Source organism: Pseudarthrobacter woesei (assembly GCF_055412745.1).
This window is the reverse complement of the sequence record NZ_JBVAYU010000003.1, coordinates 230,586-245,877: the sequence shown is the minus strand read 5'-3', so window position 1 is coordinate 245,877 and position 15,292 is coordinate 230,586. Positions and strand designations below refer to the sequence as shown.

At 68.9% G+C, this 15,292-nt stretch carries 12 protein-coding genes and 1 pseudogene; 4 read left to right on the top strand and 9 right to left on the bottom strand.

What is annotated here, in order from left to right; genetic code table 11:
* Position 1 precedes the first annotated feature (1 nt).
* Together ACZYZE_RS06585 and ACZYZE_RS06580 are read left to right on the top strand one after the other, a co-directional pair.
* On the top strand, positions 2-829 hold the full coding sequence (locus ACZYZE_RS06585) for an alpha/beta fold hydrolase (RefSeq protein WP_459318754.1): 828 nt from the start codon (positions 2-4) through the stop codon (positions 827-829).
* 209 nt (positions 830-1,038) lie between these two features.
* Complete coding sequence (locus ACZYZE_RS06580; RefSeq protein WP_463906926.1) at positions 1,039-1,689, top strand: phosphoribosyltransferase; 651 nt, start codon at positions 1,039-1,041, stop codon at positions 1,687-1,689.
* A gap of 125 nt (positions 1,690-1,814) precedes the next feature.
* Here ACZYZE_RS06580 and ACZYZE_RS06575 read toward each other — a convergent pair whose 3' ends face one another.
* From ACZYZE_RS06575 to ACZYZE_RS06565, 3 genes are all read right to left on the bottom strand, one after another.
* Positions 1,815-3,170 (bottom strand): MFS transporter, encoded by a 1,356-nt coding sequence (locus tag ACZYZE_RS06575; RefSeq protein ID WP_463906924.1) that lies wholly within the window; start codon positions 3,168-3,170, stop codon positions 1,815-1,817.
* 256 nt (positions 3,171-3,426) lie between these two features.
* Positions 3,427-4,881 carry a 4-hydroxyphenylacetate 3-monooxygenase, oxygenase component gene (gene hpaB, locus ACZYZE_RS06570; RefSeq protein ID WP_463906922.1) on the bottom strand — a complete coding sequence of 485 codons (1,455 nt, stop codon included), beginning with the start codon at positions 4,879-4,881 and terminating at the stop codon, positions 3,427-3,429.
* Positions 4,882-4,943: 62 nt separating this feature from the next.
* The gene (locus ACZYZE_RS06565; protein ID WP_459318759.1) at positions 4,944-5,480 is read right to left on the bottom strand and encodes a flavin reductase family protein; all 537 of its coding nucleotides are present in this window, start codon (positions 5,478-5,480) and stop codon (positions 4,944-4,946) included.
* 179 nt (positions 5,481-5,659) lie between these two features.
* Here ACZYZE_RS06565 and ACZYZE_RS06560 point away from each other — a divergent pair, with 179 nt between their 5' ends.
* The gene (locus ACZYZE_RS06560) at positions 5,660-6,376 is read left to right on the top strand and encodes an IclR family transcriptional regulator (protein WP_459318760.1); all 717 of its coding nucleotides are present in this window, start codon (positions 5,660-5,662) and stop codon (positions 6,374-6,376) included.
* A 99-nt stretch (positions 6,377-6,475) separates the two neighbouring features.
* Here the strand turns inward: ACZYZE_RS06560 and ACZYZE_RS06555 are convergent, their stop codons facing one another.
* From ACZYZE_RS06555 to ACZYZE_RS06530, 6 genes and pseudogenes are all read right to left on the bottom strand, one after another.
* Positions 6,476-7,846 carry an MFS transporter gene (locus tag ACZYZE_RS06555; protein WP_463906920.1) on the bottom strand — a complete coding sequence of 457 codons (1,371 nt, stop codon included), beginning with the start codon at positions 7,844-7,846 and terminating at the stop codon, positions 6,476-6,478.
* Between the two features lie 112 nt (positions 7,847-7,958).
* A complete protein-coding gene (locus tag ACZYZE_RS06550; RefSeq protein ID WP_463906918.1) occupies positions 7,959-11,069 on the bottom strand; it encodes an AAA family ATPase in 3,111 nt (1,036 codons plus the stop codon).
* A complete protein-coding gene (locus ACZYZE_RS06545) occupies positions 11,066-12,265 on the bottom strand; it encodes an exonuclease SbcCD subunit D (protein WP_463906916.1) in 1,200 nt (399 codons plus the stop codon). Before ACZYZE_RS06545 ends, ACZYZE_RS06550 begins: the two co-directional genes overlap by 4 nt.
* 146 nt (positions 12,266-12,411) lie before the next feature.
* Complete coding sequence (locus ACZYZE_RS06540) at positions 12,412-13,368, bottom strand: MIP/aquaporin family protein (RefSeq protein WP_463906914.1); 957 nt, start codon at positions 13,366-13,368, stop codon at positions 12,412-12,414.
* A 72-nt stretch (positions 13,369-13,440) separates the two neighbouring features.
* Positions 13,441-13,890 (bottom strand): DUF202 domain-containing protein, encoded by a 450-nt coding sequence (locus ACZYZE_RS06535; protein ID WP_463906912.1) that lies wholly within the window; start codon positions 13,888-13,890, stop codon positions 13,441-13,443.
* 6 nt (positions 13,891-13,896) lie between these two features.
* Positions 13,897-13,956 (bottom strand): annotated as a pseudogene (locus ACZYZE_RS06530) (hypothetical protein); the annotation flags it as partial.
* A gap of 220 nt (positions 13,957-14,176) precedes the next feature.
* On the opposite strand from ACZYZE_RS06530, the gene ACZYZE_RS06525 reads away from it, so the two are divergent.
* Positions 14,177-15,292 carry an ADP-ribosylglycohydrolase family protein gene (locus ACZYZE_RS06525; protein ID WP_463906910.1) on the top strand — a complete coding sequence of 372 codons (1,116 nt, stop codon included), beginning with the start codon at positions 14,177-14,179 and terminating at the stop codon, positions 15,290-15,292.

Sequence of the window (15,292 nt, the reverse complement as noted above, 5' to 3'; positions counted from 1 at the left end):
TATGAGCGGCAGACACACCGGCGAACAGCATTCCCACACCGTCGAGGGCACCGACCCGCAGCTGTACGTCGCGGTGCACGAACCGCAGGACGACGCCGGGCTGCGCCCCGTGCTGCTGCTGCACGGCTTCTCCTCCTCTTCCAAGCTGAACTGGGAGGACACCGGCTGGCTCACCGCCCTGCTCGAGGCCGGCCGCCGCGTGATCACGGTGGACCTGCCCGGCCACGGCCGCAGCGGCGCCCCCGAGGACCTGGACTCCTACGCGCCGAGCCGGATCCGCGCGGATCTGCTCCAGATAGCGTTCGACGCCGGTGTCCGGCCCGTGCGCGAAGGGGACCCCGCCAGCGGGCTGGACCTGATCGGCTACTCGCTCGGCTCGCGGCTCGCGTGGGAGTTCGGGGCGACCCAGCATGAGCTGGTCCACCGGCTGGTCCTGGGCGGGCCGAACGTGGCGGATCCGCTGGCCGATTTCGACCTTGTCGCGGCCCAGCGCTACCTCGCCGACGGCACCCCGATTGCGGACGAATCGACGGCCGGGCTGCTGAAGATGGCCCAGCTGCTGCCCACCAATAACATCTTCTCCCTGCTGTCCCTCGTGGAAGCGGTCAAGAGCGAGCCGTTCGACCCCGCCGAGGCTGTGCCGCACATGCCGATGCTCCTGGTGGCCGGCGAGAAGGACGACCGCGCAGCGTCGATGCCGGCACTCGCCGCCCTGGGCGCAAAGGCCGGCGCCATGGTGGAGCAGCTGGTCCTGCCGGGCCGGAACCACACCAACGCCATCACCAGCCGCGCCTTCAAACAGGGGGCCGTCAGCTTCCTCGGCGTCTGACCCGCCGCCGTCTAGTTGCAACGCGGGGTCACTTACGGCCCATCCGACCGACGTAAATGGGCCGTAAATGACCCCGCGTTGGTTCCGGCAGAACGGATAGATGGAACTGCCCGCCGGACAAATCCCGGCACTTCTCTCGCGCGGGTACCGCGCCGGACGTAGGCTGGCCGCAGCAGAGTGGCCGGAACCGGAAGAGGAACGCCGTGGGCATGCGCTTCACAGACCGCGAAGAGGCTGGCCGGCTGTTGGCCGCCGCCCTCCCCCAGTTCCGGGACCGGCCGGACACCCTGGTGGTGGGTCTGGCCCGCGGCGGCGTGCCGGTGGCGGCCGCCGCCGCAAAAGCGCTCCGGCTCCCTTTTGATGCGCTCCCGGTCCGCAAGCTGGGGATTCCAGGCCACGAGGAAACGGCCTTCGGCGCCCTTGCCTGGTCGAACGGCCGGGTGGTGCGTGTGCTCAACCGCACCCTGGTGGCGGGGCTCCTGGAAATTGGCGTCCGGCAGTCCTCGCTGGACCAGGTGGAAGGTACCGAGCGGGCCGAGCTGGAACGCCGCGCGGCCGCGTATCCGGGACCCAGGCCGGCACTCAGGGGCAGAACCGCCATCCTGGTCGACGACGGGCTGGCCACGGGAGCAACTATGCGGGCCGGCGTGGAGGCGGTGCGGGCGGCCGGCGCCGCAACCGTCGTCGTCGGGGTCCCCGTCGCCTCGCTGGAAGCGCTGACGTCGCTGGAGAACCTGGCCGACGCCGTCTTCTTCCTGCACCTCCCCGGCCAGTTCCGCGCCGTCGGCAGCTACTACCGGACCTTCGCGCAGGTGACGGACGACGACGTCGTCCGGCTGCTGGGTGCCCGCCTCGCCTGAGCAGCAACGCGGGGTCAGATACGGCCCGTGCGGCGGCGTCGGATGGGCGCGAAGTGACCCCGCGTTGCCTTAACGACGGAGGGGCACGGACCTTTCGGCCGCGCCCCTCCGTGTGTGCCTGGTTCTTAGTGCTTTGCCGTTACAGCCGGCGCGTGGTGGACGACGCCGAGCGGGCGGCCCTTCGTTTCCCCGGCCAGCAGGACGCCGACCGCGGAGATGACACAAAGGATCATGATGTAGATACCGATGGAACCGGTCCACCCGGTACCCTGCAGCAGGGCCTCCGCGATGGTCGCCGCGAACGCGCCGCCGAGGATGGCACCGAAGGCGTAACCGATCGAGATGCCCGAGTAGCGCACATTCGCCGGGAACATCTCGGCATACATTGCGGACATCGGGCCATAGGACAGGCCCAGGCCGATGGTCAGGACGAAGAGCGCGACGCCGTAGAGCACGATGTTCTTGGTATCAATGAGCGCGAACATCGGGATCATCCATGCGAAGACGATGCCGTAGCCGATCAGGAAGGTCTTGACCCGGCCGATCTTGTCCGACAGCCAGCCGCCCACCAGGGTGAAGATCAGCCACCCGAAGGATGCCAGCGTGGTGGCCAGCAGGATCTGCGGGGTGGGCATCTTCAGGGACTTGGTGGCGTAGGAGATGAAGAACGCGATCAGCAGGTAGCCGGCAGCGTTGTTGCCGATGAAGATCATCGTCGAGAAGAGGACGGCCTTCTTGTGCTTCCGGAAGAGCTCTCCGAGCGGCGCCTTGCTTTCTTCCTTGCGCTCCTGCATTTCCTTGAAGACAGGGCTCTCGGCGACCGCGCGGCGGATCAGGTAGCCGACGACGATCAGCACGATCGAGAGCAGGAACGGCACACGCCAGCCCCAGGACGCGAAGTCTTCCTTGGACATGGACGTGTTGAGGAAGTACAGCAGGCCGGTGGCGAGGATCATGCCCACCGGAACACCGATCTGCGGGTAGGCCCCGAACAGGCCGCGCTTGCTCTTGGGAGCGTGCTCGACTGCCATCAGGGCGGCGCCGCCCCATTCACCGCCGGCGGAGAAGCCCTGGATGACACGGAGCAGGATCAGCAGGATCGGAGCCCAGACGCCGATCTGGGCGTAGGTCGGCAGCATACCGATCAGGGCCGTGGCGGCACCCATCATGATGAGCGTGAAGACCAGCATGGCCTTGCGGCCGAGGCGGTCACCGAGGTGGCCGGCGACGACGGCGCCGAGCGGGCGGAACAGGAAGCTGATGCCGATGAGGGCGAAGGACAGGATCTGCGCCAGGCCCGGATTCGAATTCTGCAGCGGGGTGAGGAACAGCGGCGACAGCAGCGTTGCTGTCAGCTGCGCGAAGATGAAGAAGTCGTACCACTCGATGGTGGTCCCGACCAGCGTCCCGGCGAGGACCTTGCGTTCCTCATGCTTGCTGCTGGGGCCCGCCTCTGAATCGACGGATGAAGTTGCGGTCATTGAAACTCCGTAGCTGGGGGCAGACGAACTGCCCGGGGTGGGTGCCTCGTGATTTACTGATCGAACGGTCAGTTAGTTGGTAAGAAGTACACTACTACGAAAATGTGATAAGGCGCACATATTTCTTGAAATTGCCTCGCCACGCCCGAAAAATGACGGAAATGTAAGGGCCGGGAACAGTCTTCCGTTACCCGCCGGCGGGGACCCCGGCTCCTGCGGCGGCGCCCGCGCCCCGCGGTAGACAGGACGCCCCGGGTCAGTCCTCGCGGGTCAGCAACTCACGGACGCGGGCCCGGAGGGGCTCACGGTCGTAGCTGTTGACCAGGGCACCAGCCATCCGGACCGGGTCACCGAAGAAGAAGTACTCGTAGAGTGACTGCCGGCCGGAGAAACCGGAAACCGAGGCGTCGAAGGCCAGCTTGAACAGGCGGACTCGCTCGGGTCCGGTGAGGCTTTTGCCCTGCAGGTACAACTCGATGTCCTCCCGGGCCTCGCTGTTGACGTCCGCCTCGCCCGGCAGCGCCATCAGGCCGGAGGCGCAGAACTTGCGGATGATCTGCGGGAAGCGCTGGGCGATCTTGGGGTACCAGTTGCGGGCCGCATTCAGCGTGGACCACTTCGGCAGCATCACCCCGGCCTCGTTCAGCTGGGCGTCGACCTCCGACGCGCGGATCAGCGCCCTGCCGATTTCGACGTCGACAATCAGCTCCGCGATATCCTCCTGGATGTGCTGGAAGCCGTCGATACCGATGGAATCGGCCAGCTCGGAGGCCAGGCCCAGGAAGAACTCGCTCTTGGCGATGGTGCGGGTGACCACCTGGTGCGTCATAAGCGCGCCGGCGCCGGTCTCGGAGTAGAAGCCGTTGCAGAGCTGGGGGTTGCCGAGCATAAAGATGCGCTCGTTGGGGACAAAGACGTTATCGAAGATCGCGACGGCGTCCATCTCCTCATAGCGGGAGGCCAGCGGCTCGTCGTGGGTGCTGCCGCCGTTGTACAGCGAGGTGCGGCAGAGGTAACGCAGTCCCGCTGCATCGTTCGGGATGGCAAAGGCATAGGAGTACGGGGCGTCCTCCGGGGTGCCGCGGAGCACCGTGGAGGGGAAGACCAGCAGCTCGTCCGCGATCGGGGCGATGGTGGCAAGCATACGCGCGCCGCGGATGACGATGCCGTCCTCGCGCTCCTCAACGATCCGGGCCGAAAGCTGGCCGCCGAGCTGTTCAGAACCGGAAACCGAGCGGTTGACCTGCGGCGGGATCAGGGTGTGGGTGGCGAGGACATCGTTTTCACGGGCCCACTCGTAGTACGTGCGGATGTTTTCGCCGAACTTGGGGTCAGCCTGCGAGAACCACTTTTCGGCCGTGCCCAGGGCGGTGAGTGAGGAGTTCATGTAGTCGCCGGAGCGGCCAAGGAACCCGTTGGAGGACTCGGCCCAGGTGGAGATGGCCCGGCGGCGGCGCTCCAGGTCCTCGACGGTCTTCGGCACCATGAAGGAGGCGTTCACCAGGTCGCCGGTGGTGGGCGAGGTGTAGGTCAGGGCTTCCTGGTATTCCGGATCGTGCTGCATGTCGAAGAGTCTGGCGTACGAGCGTGCCACATTGCGGAATGCGGGGTGCTCGGCGATCTTCTCGCTGATTACTTCACCGTCGATCACCACGTGCGGGGTCATTGCGTTGAGTTTGTCCAGGTACTGCTGTCCGGTGCGGATACCCATAGTTGTTTCTCCAGTCGTCGTTGAGCCGAGTCGTCAGGGCCGAGGCGTTGTACTGCGGAGGGTCAGAGCAGGTCTTCCACGCCCAGCTGGCTTTCCGGGATGGTGGTGAATGTGCTGTTGGCGAAGGCCAGGGCATCGCCGTTGCGGTAGTTGAAGTCCGCCACCTCGCCGATGTAGAGGGTGTGGTCGCCGCCGTCGTACGCCGCCCAGGGCGTGCATTCGAAGTAGGCGAGCACATTCGAGAGCCGGGGCGCCGTTTCACCTTCGACCCAGAGCGGTTCCGGGCCGGGGCGGCCGGCGAAGTGCATCGCCAGCTGCCGCTGCTCGGCACCGAGGATGTTGACCGTGAAAGGCCGGCCGGCGAGTTCGTCGTGGGCCTTGGTGGCGCGGGCGATGCTTACCAGCACTAGGGGCGGGTCCATGGACACCGAGGTAAAGGAATTGACAGTGATGCCGTGGCGTTTGGTGACCCCGTCAAAGGTCACAATCGCCACGCCGGTCGCGAAACGTCCCAGGCTGCCGCGGAAATGATTTGCGCGGGGCGCGGAGGTTCGGCCCGTAACAACCGGAATCGGATCCGTGCGGGGCTTGGCAATCATCGTTGATCCCTTGAATTTGGTGGTGGGTGCCGTTGCGCGGACGCTGGTTTGATCGAATAGCTTGTTCTATAATCGAACAAACAGTTCCCATATAGAACGTTAGCGCACCGCTGGCCGCGCCACAAGGGTCTATCGGCCCCGCGTCCGACCCGGCGTTGTCCCGGACCTAGGATGGACAAATGACCCCGAACGCCGCCAGCGCCCAGGCATCCCCCTCCCAGACGCTGTCCCGCGGCATCCGCGCACTGGAAATCCTCGCCGAGGCCCAGCAGCCGCTGACCATTGCCGAACTCGCCGATGCCATGGGGGTCCACCGCTCCGTGGCCTACCGGATCCTTCGCACCCTCGAGGACCATTCGCTGCTGGTGCGCGATGACAGCGGGCGGGTCCAGCCGGGCCCCGGCCTCGCCGTACTGGCCCGCGCAGTGGCCCGGAACCTGCAGACAGCAGCCCTGCCCGAGCTGACGCAGCTCGCGAACACCCTGACCATGAGCGCCTTCGTGGCGGTCTGGGACCACAAGGACTGCGTCACCCTGGTCACCGTGGATCCGCGGCATACCGGCGCCACGGTCGTCCAGCATCCGGGATCCCGGCACCCGATCAGCGCCGGCGCCCCCGGTATCGCCATCCAGTCGGCCCACTCCGAACTGGAGTGGCACGCGCTCGCCCCCGGAATCCCGTATCGGCCCGAGGCCGCAGAGGCCCGACACCGCGGCTACGCGGCCAGCCATGACGAAGTTATCGCGGGCGTCTCCTCACTGGCCGTTCCGGTCCGGGTTCCGGGCGGACGTCCGGCCGCCCTCGCCGTCGTCTATATCCGTGCCGCCCAGGACCCCATCGAGGTGGCGGCCGCGCTGAGGGCGAGCGCCGGGCGCATCGAGAGCCAGCTGGGCTGAATCGCGCGGAAGCGTCCCGCCGCCGCCCGTTCCCCAACCAACTAGCAGCAGGGGCCGTTCTCAGCGCTCAAAACGGCCCCTGCTGCTAGTCAGATGGGGCTAGCAGGCGGCCGTCGTCGACTTCGTCCGGTGGAGGACGACGGCGGCTGCCGCGCCCAGCAGGAACAGCGCGGCGGCAGCGCACACGGGAACGATGAAGGCCACGGAATAGCCGCTGTTCTGAGCGAGCTGTCCGGCGGTCGAAGAGCCCAGCGCGGTGCCGCCGACGATGCCACTGGCCAGCGCCGTCATGACCGTGCCGAGTTTGCCGGCCGGCGCGACGAGGCCGCCGATGGCGAATACCGTGACCATCAGCGGACCCACCGGCAGGCCCAGGACCAGGAGCACCAGGATCATGGGCAGTGCCGTCGAAGGCAGCAGCAACAGCAACGAGAGCCCCGCCATCAGCGCCGCGCAGGCCAGCCAGCGGGCGTTCACCGAAAACCGCTGCGGCCAGTAGGCAACCGAGAGCGCCGCCGCGGCCGAGCTCAAGCCCATCACCGCATACAGCAGTCCGGCCAGTTCGGACGTCGCAAAGCTGGCCGAGAAGGAACTCAGGGAGGTCTGGGTCGAGCCGAAGAACGTTCCCATGCAGACCATGGCCAGCACCGGAAGGCCGACGGCGGCGAAGGCGCCGAGACGCTGCCCGGCGGACATAGCCTTCCGGCGCTCCTTCTCGGCTGCGGAACCGGCCGCGGTCCGTGCGGGTGTGCGGACGACCGATTGGTGGGTGGGGTGAACGGCGAAGGCGGGGACGAGGGTGATGGTCAGCGCGGCTGCGAGGGCCAGCGGCAGCCAGGGCGCAATCAGGCTGGCGAGGATGCCCACGAGCGCCGGGCCCAGCACGAAGGTCAGTTCGTCGGCGGTGCTTTCGTAGGACAGGGCCGTGTCGAGGTCCGCGCTGTTGGCATCGCGTCCGCCCCGGGAGGTAAGCGCCATCCAGCGGACCCGGGCCAGCGGGCCGACCTGCGGGCAGCTCGCACCTGCCACGAACGCGGCGGCAAGGACGGGGACGGCTGTGGCCAAGTCCTGACCGCCCGGGATCAGGTAGGCGGCGAGGATCAGGGCGACGACGGCAACCGTGTTGAAGATCGCGGCAAAAACCAGCACCGGGCGCTGGCCCAGCCGGTCCGCCAACGCGCCGAGAACGGGGGCGCCGAGCGCTGAACCGATGCCGACCGCCCCGGCCGACAGACCGCCGACCGCGTAGGAACCGGTGACGGCCGTGACCAGGGTGAGCGCACCAACGGTCAGCATGGCGAGGGGAAGCCTGGCGAAGAGTCCCAGCGGGATGAAAGTCCTGCCGGCCAGCAGCGGGAGCCGGGCGAAGCGGCCGCCGGTGCTGGGTGAGGGACCAGGCTCAGGGGAAAGGGGCGCGGAGAGTTCGGGCGCCGTGGATGTTGGCGCAACGGAAGACGTTGAGAGGTTCATGATTCCGGGTTCGTTCGATGGTGCGCATCGTCCCTCCTCCCGATGCGCGCGACCCGGTAACGGTCCAATTGTAGCCGCAATCCTGGCACCTTGCCCGGGATCGGCTGCAGCGTCAGGCCCCGGCGTCGTCGGAAATGTGGAGCGTGGAACCGTGGCGTTCCTTGACCACCTGGAGCTGGGTGCTGATGCGCTGCTTCATTTCCGCCACGTGACTCACCAGCCCGACCACCCGGCCGCCGTCGCGGAGTCCTTCGAGGGCGTCCATGACCTGTTCCAGGGCCTGTTCATCGAGGCTTCCGAAGCCCTCGTCCACGAAAAGGGTCTCGATATCCACGCCGCCGGATTCCTGCTGAACGACGTCCGCGAGTCCGAGGGCCAGCGCCAGGGATGCCATAAAGGACTCGCCGCCGGAGAGCGTCGCAGTATCGCGGCGCTGGCCGGTCCACTGGTCCACGACCTCCAGGCCGAGTCCGGATTTTTGCCCCCGTGCTGCCTTGGCGTCGGTGTGCTGCAGGGTGTACCGGCCATCGCTCATGCCGATCAGCCGCTCCGAGGCGGCGACGGCCACCTGTTCGAGCCGGGCCGCGAGTACATAGCTGTTCAGGCTCATTCGGTAGTTGTTGTCTCCGGCGCCGCGGGCGGCGTCGGCGACGGCATTCAGCAGTGCCGCCCGTTCCCTGGGCTCCCGGCCGGCAGCGGCACGTTCCGCAAAATCGCCCGCGATCCGGCCCAGCGTCCGCACTGATTTCTCCGCGAGGCCCGCAGCGAGACCGGTCTGCCGTGCGGCAAGCTCCGATGCAGCTGCGCCGGCGCGGAGCTGCTCCAGGACCCCGTCCTCGAGGGCGGCCCCGGATTCCTGTTCATGGGCAGCGAGGGCCAGCTCCTCACTGGCGAAGAGTTCCTGGATCCGGGCGGCCTCGTCCTGGCCGGACCGGATGGCGGTTTCCATGCCGGCGGCCTCGCCGGCCGTGAGCAGCACGGCCTGGGCCGCCGCCGCGGAGTTGAACCCGGACGCCGGCAGTGCCAGCCCCAGCTGATTCCGGGCATCCGTGGTGCGGGACTCGGCCAGTTCCAGCCTGGTCCGTGCCGCCTCGGCCCGTTCCAGGACGGCGGTGGTTCCGTTGAGGGCGGCGATCCGTTCCCCCAGGCTGGCATGCCATGCGCGCAGTTTCCCGAGGGCCAACTCCAGGGCGTCCGCCTGTTCCTGGACTTCCGCGATGGTGGATTCCGTCTGGGCGATCCCGGACGCGGCAGCCGACTGGGCCAGCTCGGCGGCGGTGATTTCCTCGTCGAGCTCCGCCTGCCGGGCGCGGCTCGCGGCAAGTTCCTGGGCAGCGAGGCCGGCGCATGCCGCGCGTTCCGCTGCCAATTCCGCCTCAACGCGGGCGTCCCCGGGCGCGGTGCTGCCACCCTGGGCCGCCAGCACGGCAAGCTCCTGCTGGGCGTCTGCAAGTTCGCGCTCAAGCGCGGCCAGAGCCATCTCTGATTCCTCGTATGCGTGCTGCGCTGTCTGCTCCGCTTCGGCGACGGCCAGGGCGGACGCAGCCGCCGGGGCGGGGGCCGGGTGTTCGGGGCTGCCGCACACTGGGCATGGGAGGCCCGACTGCAGCTGGGACGCGAGCTCGGCGGCGGCGTTGGCGAGCCGTTGCTCGCGGAGATCAAGCCAGCGCTGGCGCCGGTCCTGGTGTTCGTCCCGGGCGAGGCTGTGGCGCTCCGCGACAGCGCCGCACACAATTCCCGCCGCCATATATCGCCCGACCATGGCCACGAGTTCCGCGGCGGCGCCGGCTTCCTTATTGCGGACCTGGACTTCGGCCGCAAGTTCCTCCAGCGGACGCAGGCCGCCGAGCAGTGCCTCGGATTCAGCCCTCAGTAATTCCAGAGCCGCTACCCCCGTGCGGCGTCCCGCGGACAGCTTCTCCAGCGTCCCGCGGAGCCGGGCCGCACGGGCCAGCAGTCCGGCAAGCCTGGCCTCTTCCGGCAGCCGTTCCTCCAGCACCGCCCGGACGGACCGCAATCCGCCCAGCGCGGCCCGCAAGGCAGCACCATCGGCGAGTCCACCGGCCGGCCCGCCGTCGGGAGCGCCGTCGCGGGTGCCGCCCGTGAGGGAATCCGCGGGATTGTCCGGGGAACCGCCCCGGAGCGCCATGAGCTCGGCGTCAGTGAGCGCCGCGGCGCGCAGTTCCTCCGCCGCACCGGTCAGGGCCAGGGTTGCCAGCTCCTCGGCCGCTTCGGCGCTTGCCATCGCCTGCAGTTGTCCGCCGAGCACTTCCGCCTTGCGGTGCAGGCCCAGCCTGTCGATCTTGCCCGCCAGCACGGGCCCGGCGGCCTCCGCCTCGGCCCGGCGTTTTTCGGCTGCGGCGAGTTTGGCCTGGCGGGCGGCCCGGGCCGTGGCGGCGTCGAGTTGGGCCGTGTGTTCGGCGCGCAGACGTTCGGCCTCCGCAGCGGCAGCCTGGCGCCCGGCCGCGGCGGAGGCGGCGGCTGCCCCGAGCCAGGCCAGGAGCGAGCCGGCATCGGCGCGGTCCGGGGCCTCGGCGGCGTCGAGCTCAAGGGCCGCCGTTTCGGCTTCGGCCTGGGCAAGCAGCAGCTCCAGCTGGCTGTTGAGGCCGGCAACCTCGGTGCCTGCGGCTTTCGCTTTCCGTGCGAGTTCCTGTTCGACGGCCTCGAAGCGCTGGGTGCCGAACAGGCTTTGGAGCAGTTCCAGGCGGTCCGTGGGCTTGGACCGAAGGAAGGCGGCGAAGTCGCCCTGCGGCAACATCACGACCCGGGTGAACTGTTCCCGCTTCATGCCCAGGATGTCCGCGATCTCGGCGCCGGCCTCATCATTGCGCCCCGACTTCTCGGTCCATTCCCCGTTGACGCGCTCGCGCAGCAGCGTGTTGGCCTGCTGCACGGTGAACCCGTTCTTGCCCCGGGCGCTCGGCTTGTCCCAGGCGGGAGAACGGGAGACTTCGAAGTGCCGGCCGCGGGCGGAGAACTCGCAGGTGACCCGGGGCTCGGCGGCGGCCCCGGCATGGTCGCTGCGCAGCCGCTTGCCGTCCTGCCGGGCGCCGGGCACCGAGCCGTAGAGCGCGAAGCAGATGGCGTCCAGGACGCTCGTCTTGCCGGCTCCCGTGGGGCCGTTCAGCAGGAACAGCCCGTGGGCGCTCAGGCGGTCGAAGTCAATGTGTTCGGTGCCGGCGAAGGGGCCGAAGGCGGAGATTTCGAGGCGGTGGATCCTCACAGGGATACTCCTTCCAGCCGCACGGCTTCGAGGGCTTCTGCAAGTACGGCGGATTCGGCGTGGTCCGCACTGCGGCCGCGGACGTGTTCCAGGAAACCGCAGCAGAGGGACAGGTCGTCGTCGGCCTCAGCCAGCCGGCTGCTGTAGCTGATTTTGGCGCCAGCGGCGGCGCCTTCGGGGTCGAAGCCGAGGACGAGGGTGTCGGGGAAGCGCGAGCGGAGCTTGTCCATGGCCTGCGCCGGACGCTGGGCATCGGTCAGGGTGATCTGGCAGTAGGCGCCTTCGGCCCAGGCGAATTCCCCGGCGGAGAGCAGCTCATCCAGCTTGCCGCGCAGCACGGCGAGCGCGCGGGGCGCCTCCCAGAGCACCTCGCTGATCTCGCCGATGCCGGCGGCGTCCACCTCGATGAGCCAGCTGCCCTTCTTGTGCTTCGCCTCCGAAAAGGAGTACGCGAGGGGAGACCCGGAGTAGCGCACGGTGGGCGAGAGCTCCTGGCGGCCATGCAGATGGCCCAGCGCCGTGTAGCCGAAGCCGTCGAAGAGATCCAGCGGAACGGCGCCGACGCCGCCGATGCTCAGGTCCCGTTCGCTGTCCGAGCTGATTCCGCCGCTGGCAAAGGTGTGCGCCAGGACCACGGAATGAACGGTCCGCGACTGGGCGCGGGCGGCAAGATCGGCCCGGATCCGTGCGGTGGCGGCGCGGGTGACCTCGAAGTGGCTGGCGGTCTCGACACCCAGCTGCCCGGCGACGAGCCGCGGCTCCAGCCAGGGGATGCCGTAGATGGCCAGTGCCGGGCCGGTGTCCGGATCCGCGTTTTCCTCAGCGCCAGGCCCGCCGTCGAGCGGGAATATCACCGGCTGGTCCAGCTCCGCCAGCCGCGTGCGCAGGTGGACTCCCCCGCGTTCCAGCAGCCGGGACGCGAAGCCGAGCCGGATGGCCGAATCGTGGTTGCCGCTGGTCAGCACCACCTGCGCGCCGGCGCCGGTCAGTCGCACAAGGGCGTCGTCGAGCAGGCCGACGACGTCGACTCCGGGCATGGCACGGTCATAGACGTCGCCGGCGATGAGGACGACGTCGACCGCCTCATCGCGAACGAAGGTGACGAGCTGGTCTACGAAGCCGCGCTGGGCATCAAGCATGCCGACGCCCTGGAATGACCGGCCCAAATGCCAGTCCGAAGTGTGCAATAACCGCATGCTCCTACGGTATCGGCTGGCAGCGACACTATTGCCCCACCGCTCCGGAACAGCAACGCGGGGTCACTTCCGGCCCGTCCCGCCGCGTCGGATGGGCCGGAAGTGACCCCGCGTTGTGGTTTTGCGGGCCCGACGCGGTACGCGGACTACTCGCCGCGTTTGTCGAAGAAGTCCCGGGCATCGTCGTCCCCGCCCTTCTGGCGGACTGCGGGTGCAGGCGTCGCGGCGTCGGCCGCCGGATCAAGCGCCGGCTCGGCGTAGGTCTCCGTTTCCGGCTCCGTCTCCGGTCCAAGCGCCGGCTCCGGTTCAAGCGCCGGCGCCGGCGCCGCAACGATGCCGGGAGTCGACAGCGCAAAGCCCCGGAAGACCAGCCCGGCCAACGCCGCGCCGACCAGCGGAGCGACCCAGAAGAGCCACAGCTGGCCAAGTGCATCCGGGCTGCTGAAGACTGCGGAGGCCGTGGCGCGGGCCGGGTTAAGGGGGGTGTTGCCGATCGACTGACCGAGCTGCAGCAGCACGGCCATGGTCAGGCCGACGGCGAACGGGGCCGCCGCCCTGGAAGGGTTCCGGGCCGAGGCCGTGCCGAGGTAGACGGCCACCAGGAGGGCGGCCCCGAGGATCTCCACGAGGAGCACCCCTGACAGGGGGACCTGGATGATGGAGTTCTCGCCGAAGCCGGCGGTAACCGTGTCAAAGGCGGTCCGGGTGTCGCTGATCTTGGGAACGGTGCGCAGGATGCCGAACAGCGTGACCGCTCCGAGCAGCGCACCGGCAAGCTGGGCCCCGACGTAGGCCGCGGCGTCCGCCGGCCGGATGCGGCCGGCGATGGCATGGCCCACCGTGACGGCAGGGTTGAAGTGTCCGCCGGAGAGGTAGCCGAAGGCCAGCATGGCCGCCGTGAGCGCCAGTCCCGCGGCCAGCGAGGCGGACAGCGGGTTCGACTGCGGGATGGTGAACAGCGGAACACCCAGGCCGGCCACCACCACAAAGAATGTGCCGAAGGCCTCGGCGGACAGCCGGGCCGGAAGTCCGGGCCGCGTCGAATCGGCAGTGCTGAGGCCGGGCCGGGCAGGCGGCTCGAGGGTGGACGCGCGCGTGATCATGGTCAGGTATTCCTTTGCTTGGGGTCAGCGAGCAGTCTGCCAGCGGAGTCTGGACGTTGTCTGGACCTGGGCCTAGGATCCCGGCGCAATCGCGGCGACGGCGCTGGCTCCGAGCACGATGACACCGGCGGCGGCCCAGCGCATGAGGGAGGCGAGAGGTGCGTAGGAGGACTGCCGTAGTTGCCGTAACCGGGCCAGGACACAGAGGCACAGAGGCACAGAGGCACAGAGGCACAGCACCACGGTGGCGACCATCGCCGTCAGGGCACAGACGCCCAGGAAGTCCGTGGTACCGGCTCCTGCCCGCCTGACCGGGCTCGGGGCGGGGGCGGACTGCGATCCCGCGACCGCCCAGCTGCGCCAAATCAGCAGATCGGCCGCGAAGAGGGCCAGCAGCGTCCGGCCCCAGGACAGCGAAGTCCGCTCAGGCTGCAGCCCGGGGTCCCGAATGGCCGCGGCGCTCACCGCTACCAGGAGCAGCACGGCCAGGACGGCGCCGATGAACGCCAGGGCAACGCACATGGCGATCCGGAGCGGGGCGGGAGCGATATCCGGGGCCAGCTGGTCGATCGCAAGGGCGCCGACGATCAGGGCCAGCGACGTCCTGGTCCAGGCCAGGAATGTCGTTTCGTTGGCAGGTGAGAACCGGTAGTCGGGGGTGGAGCCGGTCTTCCGCCACGCTGGTTCGCGCAGTGCTTACCGTGCCGTTCCTGTGCGCCGTGCCGGGCGCGGCGCGCGGCCTTTTGGGCCAGCCACCGAGGGGACTCGTTGCCGGCACCGACATGGGGTCGGGGTAAAGTTTTAAGTCATGAGCAACGAGCCCGTCACCACCCCCGCAGCAAGTTCAACCCCGTCGCACGAGTCGCGTATCCACGGCTGTCTGTTGGGCGGCGCCCTCGGTGATTCGCTGGGGTACGCCGTCGAATTCGACGACATCTCCACCATCCGTACGAAGTTCGGTCCGGACGGGCTGCAGGACTTTTCCGCGCTCGACGGCGGAAGCCACTTCTCCGATGACACCCAGCTCACGCTGTACACCGTGGACGGGCTGCTGGAGGCGCTGGAGTGGGCGAACTCGGGCGTGGGCGCGGACACCAATGCGTGCCTGTGGCTCGCCTACCTGCGCTGGCTCGGCACCCAGGGCGTCCCGGTTCCGGACGCGGCGCCTTTCCAGCCTCCCCGCTGGATCGATTCGCACAACGTCCTCAGGCACCGCCGCGCCCCCGGGAACGCGTGCCTGAGCGGCCTGGCGACCGGTGAGATGGGAACGTTCTACCGGCCGGTCAACCCGGATTCCAAGGGCTGCGGCACCGTGATGCGCTCGGCGCCCTTTGGCCTGATCCCCTACATCGCGGCCGGGGCCGTCTACAAGCTCAGTGCCGACGCAGCCTCGCTGACTCACGGGCACCCCGCGGCCCGGCAGAGCGCCGGCGTCTTCAGCCTCGTCATCCACGCCCTGACGGCCGGACAAGGCCTGCGGGAAGCCGCCGAATTCGCGCTGGGACAACTCGGCGCAGGCCACCTGCGCAAGGGCGAACTGCCGGATCCTGATCTCATGGCACGGCTCGAAGCGGCGTTGCGCCTGGGCGGCGCCGGAGCGCCGCTGGAACCGGAGGAACTGGTCCGGGAGCTCGGCGCGGGCTGGGTGGCGGAGGAGGCTCTCGCCGTCGCGCTTTATGCCGTACTGGTCACGGAACCGGATACGACGGCGGCTGCCGGGCATCCGGAGGCCCACTTCCGGGCGGCGATCAGCCTCGCGGTGAACCACAGCGGGGACAGCGATTCCACGGCATCGATTGCCGGGAACATCCTGGGCACGTTCTACGGCGAGGACTGCCTGCCGGCCGGCTGGCTTGAGGCGCTGGAAGCCCCGGAGGTCATCCGGGGCATGGCATCGCAGCTGGCGGCTGTTACCGGCGCCTGA

Coding starts and splice junctions, on each gene's coding strand:
- ACZYZE_RS06585 (WP_459318754.1), top strand. CDS start 2: ATGAGCGGCAGACACACCGGCGAACAGCATTCCCACACCGTCGAGGGC.
- ACZYZE_RS06580 (WP_463906926.1), top strand. CDS start 1,039: ATGCGCTTCACAGACCGCGAAGAGGCTGGCCGGCTGTTGGCCGCCGCC.
- ACZYZE_RS06575 (WP_463906924.1), bottom strand. CDS start 3,170: ATGACCGCAACTTCATCCGTCGATTCAGAGGCGGGCCCCAGCAGCAAG.
- hpaB (WP_463906922.1), bottom strand. CDS start 4,881: ATGGGTATCCGCACCGGACAGCAGTACCTGGACAAACTCAACGCAATG.
- ACZYZE_RS06565 (WP_459318759.1), bottom strand. CDS start 5,480: ATGATTGCCAAGCCCCGCACGGATCCGATTCCGGTTGTTACGGGCCGA.
- ACZYZE_RS06560 (WP_459318760.1), top strand. CDS start 5,660: ATGACCCCGAACGCCGCCAGCGCCCAGGCATCCCCCTCCCAGACGCTG.
- ACZYZE_RS06555 (WP_463906920.1), bottom strand. CDS start 7,846: ATGAACCTCTCAACGTCTTCCGTTGCGCCAACATCCACGGCGCCCGAA.
- ACZYZE_RS06545 (WP_463906916.1), bottom strand. CDS start 12,265: ATGCGGTTATTGCACACTTCGGACTGGCATTTGGGCCGGTCATTCCAG.
- ACZYZE_RS06540 (WP_463906914.1), bottom strand. CDS start 13,368: ATGATCACGCGCGCGTCCACCCTCGAGCCGCCTGCCCGGCCCGGCCTC.
- ACZYZE_RS06535 (WP_463906912.1), bottom strand. CDS start 13,890: ATGTGCGTTGCCCTGGCGTTCATCGGCGCCGTCCTGGCCGTGCTGCTC.
- ACZYZE_RS06525 (WP_463906910.1), top strand. CDS start 14,177: ATGAGCAACGAGCCCGTCACCACCCCCGCAGCAAGTTCAACCCCGTCG.